The organism is Streptomyces omiyaensis (assembly GCF_014650895.1).
Taxonomy (GTDB): domain Bacteria; phylum Actinomycetota; class Actinomycetes; order Streptomycetales; family Streptomycetaceae; genus Streptomyces; species Streptomyces omiyaensis.
In genome coordinates this window covers 20,151-44,393 of sequence record NZ_BMVV01000025.1, presented here as the reverse complement: position 1 = coordinate 44,393, position 24,243 = coordinate 20,151, and the positions used below count along the sequence as shown (strand labels likewise).

The window sequence follows — 24,243 nt, the reverse complement described above, 5'->3', positions numbered from 1 at the left end:
ATTGCTGACCTCAGCGATCCTGACGGGACTTGAACCCGCGACCTCCACCTTGACAGGGTGGCGAGCTAACCAACTGCTCCACAGGACCATCTGGTGTTGCTTGGTGTTGCTGTCGTGCGAGAAAGATTCTCGCACAGGATTGTGCGTGCCCCCAACGGGATTCGAACCCGTGCTACCGCCTTGAAAGGGCGGCGTCCTGGGCCACTAGACGATGAGGGCTAACGGCCCCACCTGGGCGCTTCTCAGCGCGTCGGGGACGTGAGAAGCATATGGGATGGCGGGCGGTATCGCCAAAACGGTTTCCGGGGAGGGGAGAATGGGCTCGTGCTGGAGATGACGCGCGAGGAGTTCGAGGAGCTTGTCGCCGAGGCCCTGGACCGGATCCCGCCGGAGCTGACGCGGCTGATGGACAACGTCGCGGTGTTCGTGGAGGACGAGCCCTCTCCGGACGATCCCGACCTGCTCGGGCTCTACGAGGGGACGCCGCTGACCGAGCGCGGCGAGTGGTACGCGGGCGTGCTGCCCGACCGGATCACGATCTACCGGGGGCCGACGCTGCGGATGTGCGAGTCCCGCGAGGACGTGGTGGCCGAGACCGAGATCACCGTGGTCCACGAGATCGCACACCACTTCGGCATCGACGACGAGCGGCTGCACGCGCTCGGTTACGGCTGAGCCGCCCGGGACGCGGCGGGGCGGACGGGACGCCGGGGGCGCGACGGGCGGGCGCGACGGGGCGGGGGATCCCGCTCGAACAAGGGGCCGCCGCGCCGTGTCCCTTGTGGCGCCTGGGGAGTTGGGCAGGGGGAAGCGTTCCTTCCCCGCCTTTCCGTAGCCCTGGAGGTGCCTCCGTGCGCCGTTATCCCACCCGCGTTCGATGGGCCGCCGCCGCCCTCGCGGTCGCCGCGTGCGCCGGCCTGAGCGGCTGTATGAGTGTGAGCGACGAGGGCGCCAGGCCCGCGCCGGGGGCGAGCGGGGGGAAGCCGGGAGCGTCGGCCGAGCCGGACGGCGGCCCCGGCGCCCCGGACGGCGGCGGGGGCGCGCACGGCGGCGGCCACGGCGGCCGGCCCGGCGGCCCCGACGCGGCCGGCGGGGACGGCGAGACGCCGGTCCCGAGCGGCTCGCCCTCCGCCTCCGCCTCGCCCTCCCCGGGCGAGCGGACCCCGGAGCCGGGCGAGCCCGGCGGGACGGTGCCGCCCCGGCAGGACTCCGCGGGCGGCACGGCCGGCGGCCACGCCGGGACGGCCGGCGGGGCCGGCGGCGCGGCGGGCGGCGGGGACGCGGGCGGGGCCGGCGGGGGCGCGGGCGGCGCCGGGGACGGCGGTGGCACGGGCGGGGCCGGCGGGGAGGCCGGCGGCGCGCCGGGCGGTGGCGGCACCCCCTCGCCGGAGCCCACCGCGGAGCCGACCCCTTCGCCGGAGCCGACCCAGGAGCCGACGCCCGAACCCACGCCCGAGCCGACCTCCCACCCGAGCGATCCGCCGAGCGAGGGACCCTCCACCCAGATGGGTGGTCTGCGGGCCGCCGGGGCCGTCGGTCCCGCCACCGAGCCGGTGGCATCGCCGCAGGTGAGCCCGGTGTGACCCGGGCCGGTTTGCCTTGAGTGGGGGAGGGTGCGTATGGTGGTAGATCGTTTGATCCCATTTGCCCGGCGCCACGACCGAAGAGCGCCGTGACTGGCGCGTACTCTCCCTTGCCGTGGCTGACCGCATAGAGGCGGTCTTGTGCGAAACACGGAGTTGACGGGCGCGTGCCGAGACTCCGGAAGGTTTCGCATTTCGCATGTCCATTTCCAGTTCTGACCACGCCGTCATGCCCGAGAACGACGAGATCACCGAGATCGTCGAGCTGGCTGACGACGCAGAGATCACCGACGAGGCCGTCGAGGCCGCCGACCCGGCCGACGAGGCCGACGACGCCGACGCGACCCCCGAGATCACCTTCGGTGACCTGGGTCTGCCCGAGGGCGTCGTCCGCAAGCTCGCGCAGAACGGCGTGACCACCCCCTTCCCGATCCAGGCCGCGACCATCCCGGACGCCCTGGCCGGCAAGGACATCCTGGGCCGCGGCCGCACCGGCTCCGGCAAGACCCTCTCCTTCGGCCTCCCGCTGCTCGCCACCCTGGCCGGCGGCGACACCGAGAAGAAGAAGCCCCGCGGCGTCATCCTCACCCCGACCCGTGAGCTCGCGATGCAGGTCGCGGACGCCCTCCAGCCCTACGGCGACGTGCTCGGCCTCCGGATGAAGGTCGTCTGCGGCGGTACGTCGATGGGCAACCAGATCTACGCCCTGGAGCGCGGCGTCGACATCCTCGTCGCCACCCCGGGCCGTCTGCGCGACATCATCAACCGCGGCGCCTGCTCCCTGGAGCAGGTCCAGGTCGCCGTCCTCGACGAGGCCGACCAGATGGCCGACCTGGGCTTCCTGCCCGAGGTCACCGAGCTCCTCGACCAGGTCCCGGCCGGCGGCCAGCGCCTCCTCTTCTCCGCCACGCTGGAGAACGAGATCGACAGCCTGGTCAAGCGCTACCTGGTGAACCCGGTCACCCACGAGGTCGACCCGTCCGCCGGCGCCGTCACCACCATGACCCACCACGTCCTCGTCGTGAAGCCGAAGGACAAGGCCCCGGTCACCGCCGCGATCGCCGCCCGCAAGGGCCGCACGATCATCTTCGTCCGCACCCAGCTCGGTGCCGACCGCGTGGCCGAGCAGCTGCGCGAGTCCGGCGTGAAGGCCGACGCGCTGCACGGCGGCATGACCCAGGGCGCCCGTACCCGCACGCTCGCCGACTTCAAGGACGGTTACGTCAACGTCCTCGTCGCCACCGACGTCGCCGCCCGCGGCATCCACGTCGACGGCATCGACCTGGTCCTCAACGTGGACCCGGCCGGCGACCACAAGGACTACCTGCACCGCTCGGGCCGCACCGCCCGTGCCGGCCGCTCCGGCGTCGTGGTCTCCCTGGCCCTGCCGCACCAGCGCCGCCAGATCTTCCGCCTCATGGAGGACGCGGGCGTCGACGCCTCGCGCCACATCGTCGGCGGCGCCGGCGCCTTCGACCCCGAGGTCGCCGAGATCACCGGCGCCCGTTCGCTGACCGAGGTCCAGGCCGACTCGGCGAACAACTCGGCCAAGCAGGCCGAGCGCGAGGTCGTCGACCTGACCCGTCAGCTGGAGCGCCTCCAGCGCCGTGCCGTCGAGCTCCGCGAGGAGGCCGACCGCCTCGTCGCCCAGGCCGCCCGCGAGCGCGGCGAGGACCCGGAGTCGGCCGTCGCCGAGGTCACCGAGGCCGCCGAGGCCGAGGTCGCCGCGGCCGCCGCCGAGGCCGAGCGCGCCGCCCGCGAGGAGCAGCGCCGCGAGGAGCGCCCGGCCCGCGACGAGCGGGGCAACTACGAGCGCCGCGACCGCGGTGGCTTCAACCGCGACCGCGACGACCGCGGCGGCTTCCGCGGCGGCGACCGCGGTGGCGACCGTGGCGGCTTCCGCCGCGACAACGACCGTCCGTCCGGCGGCTTCCGCCGCGACGACCGTCCGTCCGGTGGTTTCCGCCGGGACAACGACCGTCCGTCCGGTGGTTTCCGCGACCGTGACGACCGTCCGTCGGGCGGTTTCCGTCGGGACAACGACCGTCCGTCCGGTGGTTTCCGCGACCGTGACGACCGTCCGTCCGGTGGTTTCCGCCGGGACAACGACCGCCCCTCCGGTGGTTTCCGCGACCGTGACGACCGCGGCGGCGACCGTGGCGGCTTCCGCCGTGACGACCGTCCGTCCGGTGGTTTCCGCCGGGACAACGACCGTCCGTCCGGTGGCTTCCGCGACCGTGACGACCGTCCCTCCGGCGGTGGCTTCCGCCGCGACAACGACCGTCCGTCCGGCGGCTTCCGCCGCGACGACCGTCCGTCGGGCGGCTTCCGCCGGGACAACGACCGTCCGTTCAACCGCGACCGTCGTGACGACCGTCCCTCCGGCGGCGGCTTCCGCCGCGACGACCGCCCCTCGGGCGGCGGCTTCCGCCGCGACGACCACCGTCCGTCCGGCTCCTCCTTCGGTGGCGCCCGCCGCGACGACAAGCCCCGCTGGAAGCGCAACGGCTGAGCCGGTGTGACCTGACGCACCACGAACCCCCGTGACATCCGCTGTCACGGGGGTTCGTCGTGTCCGGCGTACAACCCCCGGGCCCCCTCATCGGTCTCGTACGCGGACGCGCGCGACGCGCGCCCCGCACCGCCGTACCGACGGACCACCCCGGGAGGGGCCCCACTTGTCACGTACCGCACCCGCGCGCAGCACCCGCGCCCGCGCCGCCCTCGTCCTGGCGCTCGCGACGATCACGGCGGCCACGTCCGCCGGGATCGCGGCGCCGCCCGCGGCCGCCGAGACGGCGCCGCAGACCACGGTGCTGCCCGCCGCGCCGCGCTTCTCGCCGCGCGCCACCTCGATACTCAACGCCGGCGAGACCGGCTACCTGCTGGCGCAGGAGGGCGACACCCGCGTCCAGTGGATCGACTACGCCACCGGCAAGGCGACCCCGCTCGCCGTCCCGCTGCCCGAGGCGCCGCGCTACGACTACGAGAACGGCTACTGGGACTGGTACCAGAACCTGCCCATCGGGGGCGGCGGGTACTGGGGCCAGGGCTCCGACACGGTCGCCGTGTACTCCGCCTCCCCCGCACCGCACGTGACCCTCCAGAAGGGCGCGGGGGCGGTCTTCGCGGACCTCGCGATCCCCGAGGGCCAGGCGTACGTGGGCACCTTCGGCGACACGGTGCTGACCCGCACCGGCGAGGCGAGCGCCCCCACCGGCTACCACCTGCTGCGCTCCGAGGCCGGGAAGACCACGGACACGCCGGTCACCGGCCTCCCCGAGGGCGCCGGGTTCGGCGGCGTGGAGGCCGGCGACGCCCGCTCGCTCGTCCTCAGGTACGAGGACGCCGGCGAAGGGTGGGGGAGCTGGGCGCTGGTGGATCTCGCGGACGGGGTGGCCGCGCCGCTCCCGGAGCCCGAGGGCGACCCGTACGAGGTGAACGGCTTCCGGCTCGGCGCCGGAACGATCCTGCGGCTGCGTACCGGCCGGGGCAAGATCGACGTCCTCGACCGCGCCGCGCCGGGGACCGTGCTGCGCACGGTGGAGGCCGGCTCCGTCTCGTACGACGCGACCTTCGCCGCCGTGGGCACGACCGTCCTCGCCGTCGAGCGGCAGAACCCCGGCAACAACGAGTACCGGGGCTCGGGCCTCTGGATCCTCCCGGCGGAGGACGAGACGGGCCCGAGGTCCCCCGTGCTGCAACTGGCCGACGAGCAGGTCGTCCCTGCCCCCGGCGGGACCGTCCTGATCGCCGGGGCGAAGACCGCCGAGCCGCGCGGCGACATCGACTGGGCCGTGCACCGGATCGCCCCCGCCTCCGGCGGCGTCACGACCGGTCGCCTCGCCGCGATCGAGCCCATGCCCGCCCAGATCTGGGGCCTCTCCCTCGGCAGCGGCATCCTCACCCGGGCCGAGAACAGCACCTACTACCAGCCGGGCGACTACTACGGCGTCTACCGCAGCACCTGGCTGACCGCCTCCGGACAGCCGCAGCCGGTCCGCTCGACCGTGGACGGGCTGATGGGCGGCCGCGCCTCCTGCGCCCCGGACACCGTGACGCGATGCGCCCCGCTCCTGGCGAGCGGGGACGGCCACCACGCGCGTACCCAGGCCGTCTACAACGACGAGATGATGCTCCTGGAGAACGGCACGACGGGGTGGGGGCCGCGGGTCGACACCGGCCTGAGCAGCCCCGAACTGACCGACCTCTCCGGCCGTTTCGGCCTGGTCGTCAGCGGGGTCGGCCGCGAGGAGCCCTCTGTGGTCGAGTTCCGGCGCCCGAGCGACGGCGTCGTGCTCGAACGCCGCACCGACCGGCTCGCCGCGCTGTGGGGCTCCACCCTGTGGAGCGTCGCCGAGGACAGCCCGAAGATCACCTCGAAGTCACTGGCGACCGGGGCCGCCGGAGCCTCCTTCACCACGCCGAACCGCTGCCTGCCGACCGAGCTCCAGGCCGCCGGACGCTGGGTGTACTGGTCCTGCGAGGACAGCGAGTGGGGTCCCGCGAAGGGCTCGGGCGTCCACGACCGGCAGACCGGCCGGACCATGGCCCTGTCCGGCCGCAACCTCCGCACCATGCGGCTGGGCGACGGCTACCTCGTGGAGCGGGACCCGACGGCCGGGCTCAGGCTCCACGACCTGTCCGCCGGACTCCCCGCCACCGGGTCCACCGTCCCGACCCGCATCCTCGCCCCCGCCGCCGACATCGGCGCGGACTGGACCGTCGACCGCTTCGGCGGGCACGTCGCCTACGCCGGCACCGACCAGCGGGTCCGCATCGTCACCACCGGTGTCGCCGCGCCGCCCGTCACCGTCATCGACTCCGCCGTCACCGGCGCCGCGCTGAACCCGTCCGTCACCGGGGCCGGCTGGACCGGCCGCTGGTGGACCTCCAAGCCCACCGGCGCCTGGAAGCTCACGGTGAAGGAGAACGCCACCGGGACGGTCGCGCACACCGTGTCGGGCACCGAGGCGCGCGGCCGGATCGACGCCGCCTGGACCGGGAAGAACGCTTCCGGCCAGGCCGCCCGGAACGGCGCGTACACCTGGACGCTCACCGCCCGGCCCGCCGACGGCGTCGGCGCGGACCTCGCGCTGACCGGCTCCCTCACCGTGACCGGCGGCGCCCCCGCGCCGCAGCCCGCCTGGCGGGACCTCAGCGGCGACGGCAAGGGCGACCTGCTCGGCCTCACCCCCGGCGGGGTGCTGGCCGTGCGGACCGGCACGGGCACCGGCGGGATCGGCACCGGCGCCTCCGCGTCCGGCTGGCCCGCCTCCTCGGTCGTCGTGCCCTTCGGCGACCTCTCCGGCGACGGCTGCGCCGACCTGCTCGTGCGCGACTCCGCCGGCACGCTGACCCGGCACGACGGCACGTGCGGCAGGACGGCGTTCGCGCCCGGCGGCCCGCGCCGGGCGATCGGCGGCGGCTGGCAGATCTACAACGCGCTGACGGCCCCCGGCGACCTGACCGGTGACGGGCGCGCGGACCTGCTCGCCCGCACCCCCGCCGGCGAACTGTGGCTCTACGCCGACAACGGCACCGGCGCCTTCAAGACCCGCACGCGGATCGGGGCCGGCTGGCAGATCTTCGACCGGATCGCCGGCGCCGGCGACCTCACCGGCGACAAGCACGCCGACCTGCTCGCCCGCGACACCGCCGGCGTGCTGTGGCGGTACGACGGCACCGGCCGGGGCACCTTCGGCGGCCGGGTGCGGATCGGCGGCGGCTGGCAGGCGTACAACGCCCTCGTCGGCGTCGGCGACCTCACCGGCGACCGCAAGGCCGACCTCGTCGCCCGCGACACCGCCGGCGTGCTGTGGCGGTACGACGGCACCGGCACCGGAGCCTTCAAGGCCCGCGCCCGGATCGGCGGCGGCTGGCAGATGTACAGGACCCTGTCCTGAGGCGCCCGCCCGCGGTGTGAGAGGAACCGGCCCGTCCCCGTACAACCATCACGGGGGCGGGCCGGTCTCGTACAGGGACGCGTGGGAAGCTCACGTGTCCGGCCATCCGCCACGCGTGGACCGTCCCAGGGGAGGCGCCCTCTTGTCCCGTACCGCTCCCGTGCGCCGCTCGCGCGCCCGTGCCGTGCTGCTCGCCGTCGTCCTGGCGGCGACCGGCGCGGGCCCCGTCCCCGGGGCGGCCGCCTCGCCGGGGGCACCGGTCGTGGGCATCGACCAGGTCGACGTCGCGCCCCATCCGCGCACCGCGCCCCGCGGGGAGACGGTCGTCGCCGTGGGGTCGGGCGGGTACGCCCACCGGGCCGAGGACTCCGACCCGCACAGCGGGGACCCGCTGGAGTGGACGGACTTCGCGACCGGGGAGAGCCGGGCCCTGGGGCACGGCAGCGGGAACGACGCCTTCGGGGAGACCGGCACCGGCGGCCGGTACGTCTCCGGGGAGAGCGGCCCCGGCGCCCCCTTCGTCCTCGACCTCGAGAGCGGCGCGCACACCCCCCTGACCGTGCCGCCGGACACCGGCTACCGGGGCCTGACCGGCGACCGGCTGCTCTTCCAGCAGTACGCGGCGGGCAGCTCGTACGGCTCCACCGAGGGCTACTTCCTGCGGAGCGCCGCGGACCCGGACGGGGCGTCGACCCCGGTCACCGGCTGGCCCGCCGACGCCGAGCAGCACACGGCGCGCCTGGTGGGCGGCACCGAGGGACTCGCGGTGCTCCGCTTCGGGCGGAAGGGCCCGTCCTCGTACCCGTCCGGCGACTCCTCGCTCGGGCTCGTCGACCTCGCGACCGGGCGGATGCAGGTGCTGGAGGCGGCGACCGCCGCCGACGGGATGCTCGTCGCGGGCGTCGCCGTCACCGCCGAGCGGATCGCGTGGGTCGACCCCGGCCGGACCGTCCACGTCCGCAGCCGGACCGGCCTCACCGCCGACGCGACGAGCTACCCGCTGCCCGAGGGGCTGAGCGCCACCCGGATCGGGCTGGTCGGCGACTGGCTCCTGACCACGGCCGAGCCGCGGACGGCCGGCGAGGCGCTCACCCGCCGCCTGGTCGCGGTGAGTCCGGCCGGCGAGGCGCGGACGCTGCTCGCCGGTGCCGAGGCGCGGATCAACCAGCTCGGCGACGGCTCCGGCGCGGCCGCCGTCACCGGCGGCACCTCCGCCACCGACTGGGCCCTCCTCAAGGTCGTCCCCGGCAAGGGCGGGGTCCCCGCCCTGGAGAAGCTGCGCGCGGTGGAGCCGCTGCCCGCCGAGGTCGATTCCCTGGCCCTCGGCATGGGCCGGCTCACCACCCTGGAGCACGACGGCCCCCGGGGCCCCGGCTTCTACCGCCGCTCGCTCCCCGTCGGCCCGCTCCACACGGGCCAGTCCGCGTCCGTCTGGTCCGGCGCCGAGGCGGGCGCGGAGTGGAACGGGACGCCGCTCCTCGACGCCGCCGACGGCCGGACGGTCTCCTTCCCGAAGCTCCCCTACACCCCCCGCGCCGTCGTCTCCCGCAGGGCCGACGGGCAGACCAGCCGGGTGACGGTCGACCAGAGCGGGCGGATCGCCGACGCCTTCGGCCGGTGGACGGTCTTCCAGACCGGCGAGGCCGGGGCCGGTGAACTCGCCGCGGGCGGCGAGACCCTCGTCCTCGACCTGGACGCGCGGCAGACCGTCTCCCGCCGGACGCGGACCGCCGCGGCCCTGTGGGGCGACACCCTCTTCACCGGCACGGGCACCGCGGGAGCCGTCGTCCGCGAGGACCTCGCCACCGGGAAGGTCCTCGGCACGGTCGCCACCGGCGCCGGCTGCCCCCTCACCGAACTCCAGGCCGCCGGCCGCTGGCTCTACTGGGCCTGCGCGCGGTACGAGAAGCAGGGCGTCCTCGACCTGAGCAACCCCGCCGCGCCCGTCCGGGTCGCCCTGCCCCGCGGCGACCGCCGGGGCGGACTCCTCGGCGACGGCTACTTCGTGGACCGCGACAGCGGCTCGTACCTGCGGGTCACCCCCTTCTCCACCGGCACCGCCGGCACGCCCTTCGCGCTGACCCGGGCCGAGCCGGTCCCCGGCGAGCGCCGCACCACCTGGACCGTCGACCGCTTCGGCGGCGCCGTCGCCTACCGGGGCGCCGACCAGCGGGTGCACGTCGTGTGGACCGACGTGCCCGCCTCCGACCTGACCGCGGCCTCCCGGTCCTTCCCGGGCGGCCTGCGCATCCCCGGCACCTGGAAGGCGTCCTGGACGCTCTCCAAGCCCGCCGCGGCCCACGAGCTGACCATTCGGGACGCCCGCAGCGGGAAGGCCGTGCGCACCTTCCGGGCCGGCGAGACGCGCGGCCGGACCGACGTGACCTGGAACGGGAGGGACGACGCCGGACGGCCCGTGACCAACGGGCCGTACGTCTGGGAGCTGTTCGCCCCCACCGCCGACGGCCGGGGCCGCGACCTGAGCACCTTCGGCCACCTCCAGGTCTCCGGCGGCAGGCCCGCCTTCCGCGACCTCGCCGGCGACGACGGCGAGGGCGAACTCCTCGCCCTGGACACGGCCGGCGCCGTCTCGATGTACCGGGGCAACGGCGAGGGACGGCTCTCGGGACGGATGACGGCCACCGGCCGCGCCTTCCCCGCCGGCACCCTCCTGGTGCCCTTCGGCGACGTGGACGCGGACGGCTGCGCCGATGTCCTCGGCCGCGTCGGGAACGAGCTGCGGGCCTACCGGCAGGGCTGCGGAAAGGTCGTCACGGCCTCGTCCCCGTACGCCTCGATCGGCTCCGGCTGGGGCCAGTACGACGTGCTGACCTCACCCGGCGACGTCAACGGCGACGGGTACGCCGACCTCGTCGCGCGCCAGACCACCACCGGCGACATGTACTTCTACGCAGGCACCGCCGACCGCGGACTGAAGGCCCGGCTCCGGATCGGCGTCAACTGGAAGCTGTACCAGCGGATCACCGGCGCCGGTGACCTCGACGGCGACGGCCGCGGCGACCTCCTCGCCGTCGACGGCTCCGGCACGCTCTGGTCCTACTTCGGCACCGCCACCGGCGGCGTCACCCCGCGCGCGAAGGTCGGCGGCGGCTGGCAGGTCTACACCGCCGTGCAGACCGTCGGCGACCTCGACGCCGACGGCGACGCCGACCTCGTCGCCCGCGACGCCGCCGGTCGCCTGTACGCCTACTACAGCCACGGCCTCGGTCGCACCGGGAACCGCTTCGGTCCGCGCGAGCTCGTCGGCACCGGCGGCTGGAACACCTTCCGCACCCTCCACTGACGCCCCGTCGCCGCGCCCCGCCCCGGGGCGCGGCGCGGCGGTATCCGATACCCGATCGGTTCCCCGGGCCCGTCGGGCTATGCTGCACGGAGTGCTCGCACACGGGCCGTTAGCTCAATTGGCAGAGCAGTGGACTTTTAATCCATTGGTTGTGGGTTCGAGTCCCACACGGCCTACCGACACGTGAAGCGCCCCGCCCGGAACCTCCCGGCCGGGGCGCTTCGCCGTTCCGTCGAACGGCTGCTTCCGTGGGGTGCACCCCGGATGCTTGGGGGAACCTGGAAGGTGGAGGTGGGGTCTTGAACGGGGCTGCGCGGTGGTGGGACGACGAGCGTGCCGTCGGGCGTGCGGGCGCGGCGCGCTCGGCGGGTACGGCACGGGACCTGGCGCGCTGGGCGCTGGGCGCGGCGGGCGGGGCGGTCCTCGTGCTGCTCCTGGCCCTGAGCGGCGGCGGGTTGCTGGTGCTGGTCAGCGGGCTCGTGGGGCTCGCGGCGGGGGCCGTGGGGCTGTGGTGGGCGGTCGCGCACCGGGGGCCGCTGCGGGTGCTCGGCGCGGTGCTCGTGGTGGGCGCGCCGATCGGCGTCCTCGTGCTGTACGTGGTCGGGGGGCTGTGGCTGTTCGCGCTCGCGGCGCTCGCGCTGTGGTCGGTCGCGCTGGGCTGCGCGCGGGAGGCGCTGCGCCGGCCGGGCGAGGCGGTGGCGGGCCCCGCGCCGGCCGTTCCCGCCGCCCGGCCGGCGCAGCCGGTGTTGATCATGAACCCGAAGTCCGGTGGCGGGAAGGTCGGGAGGTTCGGCCTGGTGGACAAGGCGGAGCGGCTGGGGGCGCGGGTCGTGCTGCTCGACCCGGCCGCGCCGGCCGACGTCGACGCGCTCGCCCGGAAGGCCGTGGCGGAGGGCGCCGACCTCCTCGGGGTGGCGGGCGGCGACGGCACCCAGGCGCTGGTCGCCGCGGTGGCCGCCGAGCACGACCTGCCGTTCCTGGTGATCTCGGCCGGGACCCGCAACCACTTCGCGATGGACCTCGGTCTCGACCGGGACGACCCGGCGGCCTGCCTGGAGGCGCTCACCGACGGCGAGGAGCTCCGCGTCGACCTCGGCACGGTCGCGGGCCGGCCGTTCGTCAACACGGTCTCGTTCGGGGTGTACGCGGACGTGGTCCAGCGCCCGGAGTACCGCGACGCCAAGGCGGAGACCGCGTTCGACGCGCTGCCCGACCTGCTCCAGGGCGGTCAGGGCGACCGGCTCGACGCCACCGCCGACGACACCCGGCTGCCGGGGCAGCAGGCGATCCTGGTCAGCAACAACCCGTACGCCGCGCCCGATCCGCTCACCGCGGGCGCCGGGCACCGGTCCCGTCTCGACGGCGGCCGGCTCGGGGTCATCGGCATCCGGGTGGACGGCGCGGCGCACGCCGCCGACCTGGTCGTGCGGGGCACCCAGTCGGCCGCGCTCAACGTCCTGACCGCGCTCCGCGTCGAAGTCCACGGAGGGGTCACCAACACCGGTGTGCCCAAGGAGGAGGGGACGGTGGCGGTGGCCGTGGACGGGGAGGCGCTCGTGCTGCCGACCCCGGTCGTCTGCGTGCTGCGGCCGCGCGCGCTGCGGGTGCTGGTGCCGCGGGCCCGGCCGGGAGTGGTTCCGCCGCCCCCGCCGTTGGACTGGCGGCGGATCGTCCGGCTCGCCTTCCCGGACCATCACGCGTCCCTTCCCACCCCCCGTCCGGAACCGTCCGAAGACCCCTACAGGAGCGGCGCATGAGCGACGACAGCACGTACGAGCCCGGGCACGGGTACGGGACCGATCCGGGCGCGGTCCCCGGGGACGGGGCGGCCGGGCCGGTGCGGCTGCGCGACCGGCCGCGGGCCGCGGTCTTCACCGCCCGGGCGGTCCTGCACGACCTGCGGGTGGTGGACGGGGCGCTGTACGCGGCGGTGGCCGCGACGCCGACGCCGGCCCTGGACGTCGGCCTGCGCCGGCTGTCGAACGCGGCCGACCACTCCAAGATCTCCTTCGCCGTCGCCGCCGGGCTCGCCCTCCTCCCGGGGCGGCCGCGCCGCGCGGCGGCCGCGGGGGTGGGGGCGATCGCGATCGCCTCGGCCACCGCCAACCTCCTCGGCAAGCGGCTGGTCCGCCGGCCGCGCCCGGACCGGGAGGCGGCCCGGGTGGTGGCCGGCCGGCACGTCCCGATGCCGGAGTCGGCGTCCTTCCCGTCCGGGCACACCGCCTCGGCGGTGGCCTTCGCCACCGCGGCCGGGGTGGCGCTGCCGCCCGCGGCCGTGCCGCTGGGGCTGCTCGCCTGCGCGGTGGGGTACTCCCGGGTCCACACCGGCGTCCACTACCCGGGCGACGTGGCCGCGGGCGCCGTCCTCGGCCTCGCCAGCGGCGCCGCCTCGCTCGCCGTCGGCGCGTCCCTGATGAAGGCGCTCCGGCCGGCCTCCTGACGGGGCGCCGTCCCGCCGCCCGGGGCGGCGGTCACTCCGGAGGGACGGCGAGGGCCAGGGCCTCCTCCGGGATGCCGAGGGCGGCGACGCGCTCCGGGTCGGCGAGGACGTGGAGCTGGGTGATGCGGTCGCCGACGACGGTGAAGGCCAGCAGGGAGGCCGGCCTGCCGTCGACGACGGACAGGACGGCCGGCCGGCCGTTGGCGACGACCGCCAGCGAGGCCTTGCGGAAGCTCGCGTACATGACGGCCTGCCGCATGATCGCCCCGGCGCCGCGGACCACCTTGGAGGCGCCGGCGAGGAGGGGCCCGCCGTCGGCGCGGAGGACCGCGTCCGGGTCGAGGACGGCGAGCAGCCCCTCGAAGTCGCCGCCCCGCGAGGCGGCGAGGAAGGCGTCGGCGATCTCCCGCTGGCGGCGGGCGTCGGGACCGGGCCCCGGGTCGGCGTCCTGGACGCGCCGCCGCGCCCGGCTGGCCAGCTGCCGGGCCGCCGCCGGCGTGCGGTCCACGATCGGCGCGATCTCGTCGAAGGAGACGGCGAACATGTCGTGGAGCACGAAGGCGAGCCGTTCGGCCGGGGACAGGGCCTCCAGGACGACGAGGAGCGCGAGGCCGACGGACTCGGTCAGCTCGGCGGCGTGCTCCGGGTCGCCGAAGCCCGGGACGTGGACCAGCGGGTCCGGGACGAAGTGGTCGAGCGGGTCCTCGCGCCGGGAGCCGCGCGAGCGCAGCATGTCCAGGCAGACCCGGCCGATCACCGTGGTGAGCCAGCCGGTGAGGTTGGCGACCCCGGAGACGTCGGTGCGGCCGAGCTTGAACCAGGTCTCCTGCACCGCGTCCTCGGCCTCGCCGAGCGAGCCGAGCATGCGGTAGGCGACGGCCCGCAGGTGCCCGCGGTCGGCGTCGAAGCGGCGCGCCAGCGCGTCCGCGTCCGGTCCGCCCCCGGTGCCCTCCGCCGTGGTCCCGTCCATCCCTCGTCCTCCCCCTTCGTGTCCCGTCATGCCTCCATGACGGACCGGAATCCATGGATGTGACGGCGAGGACCGCCCGTACGCGCGCGGGGCGGCGTCCGTGCGGCCGTCCCACCGGTCTCGTCCCGTGAGATCCACGCCGTGGGGAGGTGAACGGCCGGGATTTCCCGGCCGTAGCTCCCTCCTGCCGTGGAAGACCACTTCAGCGTGGTGATCCCCGTCCGTAGATTGATCACCATGACGACGACAGAGACCCCGGTCAACCCCGTCCTGCGCACCCCGCCGGCCTCCCCCGCCGCCGCGGCCGCCTACTTCTCCGCCAGCCTCGCCTTCCACGCGGACGTCTCCGACGTGGCCGCCGCCCTGGCCGCGGCCCGGGACGGCGGCACCGACCCCGGCTTCGTGGTGATCGACTCCCGCTCGACCGCCTCCTGGGACCAGGGTCACGTCCCCGGCGCCGTCCACCTCCCCACCGCGCTCATCCCCGAGCAGGCGGAGCGGCTCCTCGACAGGTCCGTCCCGGTCGTCACCTACTGCTGGGGTCCCGGCTGCAACGGCGCCACGCGGGCGGCGCTCGCCCTCGCCGAGCTGGGCTTCCAGGTGAAGGAGATGCTCGGCGGCTTCGAGTACTGGGCGCGCGAGGGCTTCGCGTACGAGACCTGGGAGGGCCCGGCGCGGAAGGACGCGGACCCCCTGACCGCCCCCGTCGGCGACGGGGACTGCGGCTGCTGAGAAACCCGATTTCGGTTTCCGCCACCCATGCCGTAGAGTCATATTCACCGACGCGGGGTGGAGCAGCTCGGTAGCTCGCTGGGCTCATAACCCAGAGGTCGCAGGTTCAAATCCTGTCCCCGCTACTCAGTAGCCCGAAGGCCCGGATCGCATTCACGCGATCCGGGCCTTCGGCGTTCCCGGGCTCCGTCGCGGTCTCGCCGCCCCGCCGCGTTCCGGGTTGACCTTTACGCAGCGTCAAGTTCTACCGTTCCGGTCATGGAGTGGTCGATCCAGGAGATCGCCAGGAAGGCCGGCACCACCAGCCGCACGCTCCGCCACTACGGCGAGCTGGGGCTGCTGGAGCCGAGCCGGACCGGCGCGAACGGTTACCGGTACTACGACCAGGCGGCGCTCGTGCGGCTGCAGCGGATCCTGCTGCTGCGCGAGCTCGGGCTCTCGCTGCCCGCGATCGCCGAGGTCCTCGAAGGCCAGCGGGACACCTCGGCCGCCCTGCGCACGCATCTGGCCCTCCTCCAGCAGGAGCGCGAGCGCATCGGGCGGCAGATCGAAGCCGTGCGGACCACTCTCCACAAGACCGAGAGAGGAGAACGGCTCATGGCCGAGGAAGTCTTCGACGGCTTCGACCACACGGAGTACGAGGCGGAGGTCACCGAACGGTGGGGCCGCGACGCGTACGAGCAGGGCGACCGCTGGTGGCGGTCGCTCGACGAGGCCGCGAGGAAGGAGTTCATGGAGGCGCAGGCCGGCATCGCCCGCGACTTCGGCGCGGCGGCCGCGGCCGGGCTCGCGGCGGACAGCGACGAGGTGCAGGCGCTGGCCCGCAGGCAGTACGAGTGGCTCTCCGTCACCACGCGGCCGACGAAGGAGTACCTGATCGGGCTCGGCCGGATGTACGTGGACGACCCGAGGTTCACCAGGAACTACGACCGGCACGGCGAGGGCACCGCGGTCCTGGTGCGCGACGCCCTGACCGTCTGGGCCGAGCGGAACCTGTGATCCGCCCGGCCGCCCGGCGCGGCCCGCGCCCCCGGGCGGCCCGTGTCCGGTGTCCGAAGTAAACGGCGGCCGAAACCGTGCCGCTCCGCGCCCGTCCCTTTGCCCGGACGGGAACGCGGAAAGTGACGTCGTGCGCACCATGCGTGAGGCGGACGTGGCGGACGGGCGAGGAGCAGCAGGAGGACGGGCGCCCGTCCTCCTGCTGCTCCTCGCGCTCGTCGCGCTCTTCGCGGGGCTCTGCCACGGCGTCCCCGCCCACGCGTGGCCCGCCGCGGCCGGCCACGCGGCCACCGGCGCGTCCGTCGCCGTCGCCGGCCCCGTCCACGGCCCCGTGCCGCACGGCTGCGGGCAGGGCGGCGAGGGCCACGCGGCCGAACGGCCGCTCACCGCGCAGACGGCCACCGCCCCGCAGCTCGACCCGCCGGGGCCCGGCGCGGTCGTCACCGTCGGCCGCGCCGCGGCGCCGCCCGCGGCGGGGGACCCGCGGCGCGCCCGCACCCGGGCGGGGCCCCGCCCCGAGCCCGGACGGCTCCTCATCGCCCTCGGAGTGGACCGGAACTGAGGGTCCCGTCCTGTCGCCCCGCGACAGCACGAGCCCCCTTCCGGCGCACCACCACTTCCGAGGACGTACCCACGCCCATGCACGCCCCCCTGCCCCCGTCCGCGCCCCCGCGCCCGCACCCGACCGTCGGCAACACCCCCGTGCTGTGGACCGACGACGGCTACTGGGCCAAGCTCGAAGGCTTCAACGCCGGCGGCATCAAGGACCGCCCGGCGCTCCACATGGTCGAGGAGGCCCGCCGCAGGGGCGACCTGCGGCCCGGCGCCCCGATCGTCGAGTCGACCTCCGGCACCCTCGGCCTCGGGCTCGCCCTCGCCGGCGTGCTCCACGGCCACCCCGTGCACGTCGTCACCGATCCCGGTCTGGAGCCGATCGTCGAGCGGATGCTCGTCGCCCACGGCGCCACCGTGCACGTCGTCACCGCGCCCCACCCGCGCGGCGGCTGGCAGCAGGCCCGCAAGGACCGGGTCGCCGAACTGCTCGGCCGCCTCGACGGCGCCTGGTGGCCCGACCAGTACGGCAACCCCGACGACCCCGCCGCCTACGCCGGGCTCGCCGCCGAGCTGTCCGGGCAGCTCGACCGGATCGACGTGCTCGTCTGCGCGGTCGGCACCGGCGGCCACTCCGCCGGCATCGCCCGCGCGCTGCGGGCGACCGGCAGCCCGGCCCTGGAGCTCGTCGGCGTCGACTCGATCCGCTCCACCGTCTTCGGCCTGCCCGCCGGGGAACGCCTGATGCGCGGGCTCGGCTCCTCCATCCACCCGGCCAACGTCGACCACGCGGCCTTCGACGAGGTCCACTGGGTGGCCCCGGCGGAGGCGGTCCGCTCGGCCCGCCGGCTCGCCGCCCGCCAGTACGCCACCGGCGGCTGGAGCGTCGGCGCGGTCGCCCTGGTGGCCGGCTGGCTGGCCCGCGCGCGCCCGCGGGGCACCCGGATCGCGGCCGTCTTCCCCGACGGCCCGCAGCGCTACTTCGACACCGTCTTCAACGACGCGTACTGCGCCGCCCACGGCCTCCTCGACGGCCCGGTGCGGGACGAGCCGGCCGCCTACACGGGACCGGAGGGGGTCGAGGCGTGGACCCGGCGGGTCCTGGACCGGACGGCGGGGGCCGGGCGGTGAGCGGCGGCGCGGACACGGCCGCCGTCCCCGCGCCGCCCCGCGGCGGCCCCTGGAAGCGGAGCCGTACCTTCGACCCGGCGGTCCGGCTCCTCTTCCTCAACCAGCTGACCATCAACCTCGGCTTCTCCATGCTGATGCCCTACCTGGCCGCCCACCTGGCCGACGGGCTCGGCATGGCGGCCTGGGCGGTCGGCCTCGTCCTCGGCGCCCGGAACCTCTCCCAGCAGGGCATGTTCCTCGTCGGCGGGGCGCTCGCCGACCGGCTCGGCTTCAAGCCGCTCATCGTCGCGGGCTGCGCGCTGCGGACCGTCGGCTTCGGCGGGCTCGCCCTCGCCCAGTCGCTGCCCGTGCTGATCGCCGCCTCGCTCGCCACCGGCCTCGCCGGCGCGCTCTTCAACCCGGCGGTCCGCGCGTGCCTGGCGGCCGAGGCGGGGGAGGCGCGGCGGGTGGAGGCGTTCGCGCTGTTCAACGCCTACTACCAGGCGGGCATCCTGCTCGGCCCGCTGGTCGGGGTGGCGCTCACCGGGGTGTCGTTCCGGCTGACCTGCGCGACCGCCGCCCTGCTCTTCCTCGGACTCACCCTCGTCCAGCTGCGGCACCTGCCGGCCTCGGCGGGCGGCGGCCGACCGGAGCCGAAGGGGGCCGGGACCCGGGGACAGCTCCGCACCGTCCTCGGCAACCGCGTCTTCTGGCTCTTCTCGCTCGCCATGACCGGCTCGTACGTGCTGTCCTTCCAGGTCTACCTGGCGCTGCCGCTCGCGGCGGGCGGCACCGGCGTGACCACCGCGCTCTTCGTCGTCTCCGCGCTGGTCGCGCTCGCCGGACAGCTGCGGATCACCGCCTGGTGCGCGGCCCGGCTCACCCGCGAGCGGAGCCTCGTCCTGGGGCTCGCGCTGATGGGCGGCGCCTTCCTGCTCCCGGCGGCGCTGGGCCGGGGAGCACCGGCGCTGCTGCTGTGCGCGGCGGTCCTCGCGGTGGCGAACGCGGTGCTCTACCCGTACGAGATGGACACCGTCGTCGCCCTCTCCCGGGGGCGCTGGGTGGCCACCCACTACGGGCTCTACAACACGGTGTGCGGGATCGGCATCACCCTGGGGAACCTCGGCACGGGCGTGCTGCTCGACGTCACGGGCCGGACGGCCGTGCCGTGGCTCGTCCTCTGCGCCGTCGGCCTGGCCTGCGCGGCGGCGGTGGCGGTGCTGGGGCGCGGCGGCCGGCTGCGGGCCGCGGAGTAGCGGCGGGGCGGCGGCGTTCCGTCGCCCGTCGTACGGGAGCCGGGCCCGCGCCCGCGCGGCGTCCGGTACGCCCGGTCGGCCCCCCGCGGTCGCCGCCGGGCGCCGTCGCGGGGACCCTGGGAGGGTGCGCGGTGCGGGTCCGGGCCGCGGACGCGGCCCGGCGAAGGGCCGACGACCGGTCAGGAGTACTCAGGTGGCGCACCCTCGGGGAGCGGCGGGCGGTGGGCGGCGGGGCGCGCGGCCCGGCGGCCGTGCCGTCCGCCCCGGCGCGCCCCGGGGGCCGTACGGCGGGGAGCCGCAGCCCCCCGTGGCCCCCTTCGGGACCACCCGGAGGTTCCTGCGGGCGCTGCCGCCGCTGATCATCGTGGGCGGGGTGGTCTTCGACGTGGCCACCCCGCCCTCGTACACGGCGGCGCCGCTCTTCTCCGCCGCCCCGCTGATCGCCGCCCCGTTCTTCTCCCGGCTCACGACCCTGCTGACCGGGATCGCGGCGATCCTGGCCTCGGTCGGGCTGCACGTCTACAACGGCACGCTCTCCGACGTGCCGTCGCTGACCGAGACCCTGACCGTGGTGACCGTCTCGGCGCTCGCCATGGTGATCAACCTGGTGGTGCGGCGCAGCGGGGAGCGGCTGGCGTCGGCGCGGGTGATCGCGGAGGCGGCGCAGCGGGCGGTGCTGCCCATGCCGGCGGAGCGGATCGCGGGGCTCCAGTGCGCGGCCCGGTACGAGGCGGCGCAGGCGGACGCGTTCATCGGCGGCGACCTGTTCGCGGTGCAGGACACCCCCTACGGGGTGCGGCTGGTGGTCGGGGACGTGCGGGGCAAGGGGATGGACGCGGTGGAGGCGGTGGCCGTCGTCATCGGCGCCTTCCGGGAGGCTGCCGAGCAGGAGGCCGACCTGGAGGGGGTGGCGCGGCGCCTGGACCGGGCGCTCACCCGGGAGGGCGACCGGCGCGAGGGGCTGGACGCCGTCGAGGGGTTCACGACGGCGGTGCTGGCCGAGATCCCGCGGGAGGGCGGGTCGGTGCGGATCGTGAACCGGGGGCACCCGCCGCCGCTGCTGCTGCACGGCGACGGGAGCCTGGAGCCGGTCGAGCCGGCGGATCCGGCGCTGCCGCTGGGGATGGGGGAGCTGTCGGTCTGGCCGGACCGGGCCGACGAGCGGCCGTACCCGGTGGGGACGACGCTGCTCTTCTACACGGACGGCCTGTCGGAGGCGCGGGACGCGCACGGCGTCTTCTACGATCCGGCGGCCCGGCTCGCGGGGGCGGTCTTCCCCGGGCCCGAGGAGCTGCTGGACGCGCTCGTGGACGACGTGCGGCGGCACACCGGCGGGGGTTCGACGGACGACATGGCGCTGCTCGCGGTGAGCCGTCCGGCGGCCGGGGCGCCCTCGCGGCGGCGGACGATGCCGGTGGTGCCGCCCGGGCCCGCGGGCTGACCACGGGACCGTGACCGTCCGTGGTCGCGAGGTGTCACAGTGATAACAATTGACATAACGTCAGATTCCGAGGGTTGGGCCGGGTCGCGCTGAAGGGGGGTCAAGTCGGGCGAATCCCTGCCAATTCAATGAATGATCAAGGGGAACGGCTTGGAATCGGACCGCCGTGTCTATTAACGTTCGATAACGCAGCGCGGTCGTCCCAGCCGTCGCAAGAGGCGGCTCCGTGCGCGTGCGCCGAATCCCGAAAGGGAACCGGGGAACCAACCCTTGGGGTGAATCGGGCCCCTCGCACCTCCCCCGTGCGAAGACGCCCGTAGGAGACCTTCCTGCTCCGAACCCGTCAGCTAACCCGGTAGGCGAGAAGGAAGGAAAGGAGCGCGCCTCCGTGGCGTCCAACACCCCCGTACCCGGAACCCCCTTCGAGCCCTTCGGAGGACCGGGTGTCCTCGGAGCGGACGACCCGGCCGGCTCCGCGCCGGGCGCGTACGACCCCGCCTCCTTCACCCCCGCACCCGGCGAGTGGAACCCCACCGAGGGCTCCCTGCGCGCCGAGAGCCGCGCCGGCGGCCGGCACCGGGTCGTGAAGCAGCGCTCCAACTTCGCCCGCTCCTCCACCGTCCTCGGCGTCGGCGTCATCGCCGCCGTCGGCGCGGGCGGCCTCGCCACCGCGCAGGAGAAGCCCCCGGTCGCGATCTCCCTCCCGGACCTCCCCGACCTCGGCCTGCCGGACGCCCACGACCTGCCCGGCGTCGGCGACCTCCTGTCCGGCGGCGACGAGCGGAGCGTCCCCGCGGAGGACTCCGCGCCGGTCGCCGCGGGCGGCGCGGCCACGAAGCCGCTCACCTCGATCACGTACAACGCCCCGGCCGACACCCTCACCGGCACCGAGGCCCAGGAGCGCACCGCCTCCACCGCCGACGCCGGCGAGGCCCTGCGCGCCCGCATCCTCCAGCAGGCCGAACAGCAGCAGCAGGCCGCCGTCGACGCCGAGAAGCTGGCCGCCGAGAAGGCCGCCGCCGAGAAGGCCGCCGCGGACGCCAAGGCCAAGGCGGACGCCGCCCTCAAGGCCGAGGCCGAGGCGAAGGCCAAGGCGGAGGCGGAGCGGCTCGCCGCCGAGAAGGCCGAGGCCGAGCGGATCGCCGCCGAGAAGGCGGAGGCCGAGCGGCTCGCCAAGCTGGCCGCCAGCTACTCGATGCCGCTCTCCTCCTACACCCTCACCTCCACCTACATGCAGTCCGGCTCGATGTGGTCCTCCGGCTACCACACCGGCCTCGACTTCGCCGCGCCCACCGGCACCCCGCTCAAGGCGGTGCACGGCGGCACCATCAAGTCGGCCGGCTGGTCGGGCTCGTACGGCTACCGGATCGTCCTGGAGCTGGCCGACGGCACCGAGGTCTGGTACTGCCACCTCTCCTCCATGACCGTCTCCGCCGGGCAGACCGTCACCACCGGCGAGACCATCGGCCGCGTCGGCGCCACCGGCAACGTGACCGGACCCCACCTCCACCTGGAGGTCCACACCCCCGACGGCTCCGGCATCGACCCGGCCGAGTGGCTGCGCTCTAAGGGCCTGACGGTCTGACCCGGACCGCGAGCGTTCCGGCCGGGGTTCAGGCTCCCCGACCGGAATACGCCCGGCGGCGCACGGAGTTGATCTCTCCATGACCTCACCTCTGCGCCCGCTGGGCACCTCCGGCCTGCACGTCTTCCCCCTCGCACTGGGCGGCAACGTCTTCGGCTGGAGCGCCGACGAGGCCGGCTCCTTCGCCGTCCTCGACGCCTACGCGGCCGCCGGCGGCAACTTCGTGGACACCGCCGACGTCTACTCGGAGTGGGTCGAGGGCAACGAGGGCGGCGAGTCCGAGACGATCATCGGCCGCTGGCTGGCCTCCCGCGGCAACCGCTCCGACGTCGTCGTCGCCACCAAGGTCGGCGCCCACTCCCGCTTCAAGGGCCTCTCCGCCGGCACCCTCAAGGCCGGCGCGGAGGAGTCCCTGCGCCGCCTCGGCACCGACTACATCGACCTCTTCTACACCCACTTCGACGACGAGTCGGTGCCGGTCGAGGAGATCGTCACCGCCCTCGACCGGCTCGTGCGGGACGGCAAGGTGCGGGCCGTCGCCGCCTCCAACATCTCCCCGGAGCGGCTGCGGGCCTCGCTCGACTTCGCCGAGGCCGAGGGACTCGCCCGGTACGTGGCGCTCCAGCCCGAGTGCAACCTCGTCTCCCGCGAGAAGTACGAGGGCCCGCTCCTCGACACCGTCGCCGGCGCGGGCCTCGCCGCCGTCCCGTACTACGGTCTCGCCTCCGGCTTCCTCACCGGCAAGTACCGGCCCGGCCGGTCCGTGGAGAGCGTCCGCGCCCACCGCGCCGCCGGCCTCGCCGAGACCGCCCGCGGGCGGGCCGTGCTCGCCGCCCTCGACGGGATCGCCGAGGCCCGCGGCGCCGAGCCCGCGACCGTCGCCCTCGCCTGGCTCGCCTCGCGCCCCACCGTCGCCGCGCCGATCGCCTCGGCCCGCACGGTCGAGCAGCTGCCCGCCCTGGTCGCCGCCGCGGACCTCACCCTCACCGCCGACGAGGCGGCCCGCCTGACGGCCGCCTCCGAGACCCCCGAGACGCTCGGGACGACTGAGACGGCCGGGACCACTGAGGGCTAACCCTTGTAGGGGTTGTAGCCGCCGTAGTCGAGGTACTGCGGCGGCACCCACACCCGGCCGGTGGCCCGCGCCGCGTACGAGAGCGCGGGCGAGGCCGTCGCCCGGCGCTCCCACAGGTGGTGCAGCAGCTCCTGCTCCCGCGCGGCGAAGTCCGGCACCGGGACCGTGCCCCGGCGCGCCCGCTCGCGCAGGAAGGCCAGGGTCGTCGCGAAGGACTCGTACTCGCCGACCGCCCGCGCCCCCGCCTTGCCGTACGTACGGGACGCCACCGCGCGCGCGGTGCGGCGGGCCCGCATCGAGGAGAGCGCCAGCGGCTCCTCGGGGGAGAGCCAGCCGGCCGCCGCGTACGCCGGCAGCACCCCGGCGATCGTCCGCAGCTCCCGCTGGCGGCTCCACACGGCGAGCCAGGTCAGCAGCCCGAAGGCCGGGACCATGAACATCGCGTACACGGCGTAGAAGGCGAGGGGGCCGCCGAAGGTCGCCGAGCCGTTCCACAGCGCGTGGACGCCCATCGAGAGCAGCAGCCCGGCGACCGGCAGCAGCACCCGCCGCAGCCGCTTGCCGCGCGGGGCGAGCGCGGCCAGGCCGAAGCCGATGCCGGTGAGGACCGTGAAGAGCGGGTGCGCGAACGGCGACATCACGACCCGGACGAAGAAGGTGCCGGCGGTGACGGCGCCGATGCCGCCGTCACCGAGGTCCTGGTCCTCCCCGAAGGCGTTGCCCAGGTAGAGGATGTTCTCGGTGAACGCGAAGCCGGTCGCGGTGAAGCCGGCGATCACCACCCCGTCGACCAGGCTCCGGAAGTCCCGCCGACGGAAGAGGAAGAGCAGCAGGACCGCGGCGGCCTTCGCGGTCTCCTCCACCACCGGGGCGATCACGGTGGCGCCGAGGTCGTCGGCCGAACCGGGGTCGGCGGTCGCGGTGGCGATCCAGCGCACGGCGAAGGAGTTCGCGAGGATCGCGACCAGGGCGGCGGCGAACGCGCCCCACGCGAAGGCGAACAGCAGGTTCTTCCACGGACCCGGCTCCACCCGGTCCAGCCACCGGAACGCCGCCATGAGCAGCGGCACGGGCAGGACCGCGAGCCCGAGCCCGACGAGGAACCCCTCCGTGCCGGTCTGCTCCCGCACCAGCGCCAGGATCACCAGCGCGCAGAGCGCGAGGAGCGTGACCAGCGCGACCGCCCGGACGATCCGGCTCCGCCAGAACGCCCGCCGGGGCCGGTACCGCCACTGGCTCCGGTCCGCGGCCACGGCGAACGACGGCTCGTCCCCGTCCCGCGCGGGCACG

17 protein-coding genes, 4 tRNA genes and 1 riboswitch are annotated in these 24,243 nt (G+C 75.5%); of the genes, 17 read left to right on the top strand and 4 right to left on the bottom strand.

Features of this window, described 5'->3' with window-relative positions; translation table 11 throughout:
* Window positions 1-14: 14 nt before the first annotated feature.
* Both IE287_RS30530 and IE287_RS30525 read right to left on the bottom strand, forming a co-directional pair.
* Window positions 15-88: transfer RNA gene (locus IE287_RS30530), tRNA-Asp, on the bottom strand.
* A 58-nt stretch (window positions 89-146) separates the two neighbouring features.
* Window positions 147-219: transfer RNA gene (locus IE287_RS30525), tRNA-Glu, on the bottom strand.
* A 105-nt stretch (window positions 220-324) separates the two neighbouring features.
* Here IE287_RS30525 and IE287_RS30520 point away from each other — a divergent pair.
* From IE287_RS30520 to IE287_RS30485, 8 genes are all read left to right on the top strand, one after another.
* Window positions 325-675 carry a metallopeptidase family protein gene (locus IE287_RS30520; protein WP_189852474.1) on the top strand — a complete coding sequence of 117 codons (351 nt, stop codon included), beginning with the start codon at window positions 325-327 and terminating at the stop codon, window positions 673-675.
* A gap of 176 nt (window positions 676-851) precedes the next feature.
* The gene (locus tag IE287_RS30515) at window positions 852-1,583 is read left to right on the top strand and encodes a hypothetical protein (RefSeq protein WP_189852473.1); all 732 of its coding nucleotides are present in this window, start codon (window positions 852-854) and stop codon (window positions 1,581-1,583) included.
* Window positions 1,584-1,782: 199 nt separating this feature from the next.
* A complete protein-coding gene (locus IE287_RS30510; protein ID WP_189852472.1) occupies window positions 1,783-4,095 on the top strand; it encodes a DEAD/DEAH box helicase in 2,313 nt (770 codons plus the stop codon).
* 166 nt (window positions 4,096-4,261) lie between these two features.
* Window positions 4,262-7,489 carry an FG-GAP-like repeat-containing protein gene (locus IE287_RS39210; protein WP_268255006.1) on the top strand — a complete coding sequence of 1,076 codons (3,228 nt, stop codon included), beginning with the start codon at window positions 4,262-4,264 and terminating at the stop codon, window positions 7,487-7,489.
* Window positions 7,490-7,631: 142 nt separating this feature from the next.
* Window positions 7,632-10,793 carry an FG-GAP-like repeat-containing protein gene (locus IE287_RS30500; protein WP_189852471.1) on the top strand — a complete coding sequence of 1,054 codons (3,162 nt, stop codon included), beginning with the start codon at window positions 7,632-7,634 and terminating at the stop codon, window positions 10,791-10,793.
* 103 nt (window positions 10,794-10,896) lie between these two features.
* Window positions 10,897-10,969: transfer RNA gene (locus IE287_RS30495), tRNA-Lys, on the top strand.
* Window positions 10,970-11,176: 207 nt separating this feature from the next.
* Entirely contained in the window at window positions 11,177-12,550 is a 1,374-nt protein-coding gene (locus IE287_RS30490; RefSeq protein WP_373307930.1) for a diacylglycerol/lipid kinase family protein, read from the top strand.
* The gene (locus tag IE287_RS30485) at window positions 12,547-13,233 is read left to right on the top strand and encodes a phosphatase PAP2 family protein (RefSeq protein ID WP_189852469.1); all 687 of its coding nucleotides are present in this window, start codon (window positions 12,547-12,549) and stop codon (window positions 13,231-13,233) included. The genes IE287_RS30490 and IE287_RS30485 overlap by 4 nt, the downstream gene beginning before the upstream one ends.
* Before the next feature lie 31 nt (window positions 13,234-13,264).
* Here the strand turns inward: IE287_RS30485 and IE287_RS30480 are convergent, their stop codons facing one another.
* Window positions 13,265-14,203 (bottom strand): sigma-70 family RNA polymerase sigma factor, encoded by a 939-nt coding sequence (locus IE287_RS30480; RefSeq protein WP_229883826.1) that lies wholly within the window; start codon window positions 14,201-14,203, stop codon window positions 13,265-13,267.
* Window positions 14,204-14,440: 237 nt separating this feature from the next.
* On the opposite strand from IE287_RS30480, the gene IE287_RS30475 reads away from it, so the two are divergent.
* From IE287_RS30475 to IE287_RS30435, 9 genes are all read left to right on the top strand, one after another.
* Complete coding sequence (locus tag IE287_RS30475; protein ID WP_189852467.1) at window positions 14,441-14,935, top strand: rhodanese-like domain-containing protein; 495 nt, start codon at window positions 14,441-14,443, stop codon at window positions 14,933-14,935.
* Window positions 14,936-14,986: 51 nt separating this feature from the next.
* Window positions 14,987-15,060 (top strand) — tRNA-Met (locus IE287_RS30470).
* Between the two features lie 133 nt (window positions 15,061-15,193).
* Window positions 15,194-15,934, top strand: coding sequence for a MerR family transcriptional regulator (locus tag IE287_RS30465; RefSeq protein ID WP_189852466.1), 741 nt, complete (start codon window positions 15,194-15,196; stop codon window positions 15,932-15,934).
* A 130-nt stretch (window positions 15,935-16,064) separates the two neighbouring features.
* On the top strand, window positions 16,065-16,496 hold the full coding sequence (locus IE287_RS30460; protein ID WP_189852465.1) for a hypothetical protein: 432 nt from the start codon (window positions 16,065-16,067) through the stop codon (window positions 16,494-16,496).
* A gap of 77 nt (window positions 16,497-16,573) precedes the next feature.
* Complete coding sequence (locus tag IE287_RS30455; protein WP_189852464.1) at window positions 16,574-17,617, top strand: PLP-dependent cysteine synthase family protein; 1,044 nt, start codon at window positions 16,574-16,576, stop codon at window positions 17,615-17,617.
* Window positions 17,614-18,852: an MFS transporter gene (locus IE287_RS30450; RefSeq protein WP_189852463.1), complete on the top strand. Its 1,239-nt coding sequence runs from the start codon at window positions 17,614-17,616 to the stop codon at window positions 18,850-18,852. The genes IE287_RS30455 and IE287_RS30450 overlap by 4 nt, the downstream gene beginning before the upstream one ends.
* Before the next feature lie 307 nt (window positions 18,853-19,159).
* Window positions 19,160-20,293 carry a PP2C family protein-serine/threonine phosphatase gene (locus IE287_RS30445; RefSeq protein WP_189852462.1) on the top strand — a complete coding sequence of 378 codons (1,134 nt, stop codon included), beginning with the start codon at window positions 19,160-19,162 and terminating at the stop codon, window positions 20,291-20,293.
* A 225-nt stretch (window positions 20,294-20,518) separates the two neighbouring features.
* Window positions 20,519-20,670: riboswitch (cyclic di-AMP (ydaO/yuaA leader) on the top strand.
* A gap of 11 nt (window positions 20,671-20,681) precedes the next feature.
* Window positions 20,682-21,878, top strand: coding sequence for a M23 family metallopeptidase (locus IE287_RS30440; RefSeq protein ID WP_189852461.1), 1,197 nt, complete (start codon window positions 20,682-20,684; stop codon window positions 21,876-21,878).
* A 79-nt stretch (window positions 21,879-21,957) separates the two neighbouring features.
* Window positions 21,958-22,953, top strand: coding sequence for an aldo/keto reductase (locus tag IE287_RS30435; RefSeq protein ID WP_189852460.1), 996 nt, complete (start codon window positions 21,958-21,960; stop codon window positions 22,951-22,953).
* Here IE287_RS30435 and IE287_RS30430 read toward each other — a convergent pair.
* A complete protein-coding gene (locus IE287_RS30430) occupies window positions 22,950-24,242 on the bottom strand; it encodes a PrsW family intramembrane metalloprotease (RefSeq protein ID WP_189852532.1) in 1,293 nt (430 codons plus the stop codon). The two genes, IE287_RS30435 and IE287_RS30430, sit on opposite strands and share 4 nt — an antisense overlap.
* Between the last annotated feature and the right edge of the window lies 1 nt (window position 24,243).

What these genes read in the sequence shown, in the direction of transcription:
- IE287_RS30435 (WP_189852460.1), top strand. Translation starts at nt 21,958, where the DNA reads ATGACCTCACCTCTGCGCCCGCTGGGCACCTCCGGCCTGCACGTCTTC.
- IE287_RS30485 (WP_189852469.1), top strand. Translation starts at nt 12,547, where the DNA reads ATGAGCGACGACAGCACGTACGAGCCCGGGCACGGGTACGGGACCGAT.
- IE287_RS30455 (WP_189852464.1), top strand. Translation starts at nt 16,574, where the DNA reads ATGCACGCCCCCCTGCCCCCGTCCGCGCCCCCGCGCCCGCACCCGACC.
- IE287_RS30510 (WP_189852472.1), top strand. Translation starts at nt 1,783, where the DNA reads ATGTCCATTTCCAGTTCTGACCACGCCGTCATGCCCGAGAACGACGAG.
- IE287_RS30475 (WP_189852467.1), top strand. Translation starts at nt 14,441, where the DNA reads ATGACGACGACAGAGACCCCGGTCAACCCCGTCCTGCGCACCCCGCCG.
- IE287_RS30465 (WP_189852466.1), top strand. Translation starts at nt 15,194, where the DNA reads ATGGAGTGGTCGATCCAGGAGATCGCCAGGAAGGCCGGCACCACCAGC.
- IE287_RS30480 (WP_229883826.1), bottom strand. Translation starts at nt 14,203, where the DNA reads ATGGACGGGACCACGGCGGAGGGCACCGGGGGCGGACCGGACGCGGAC.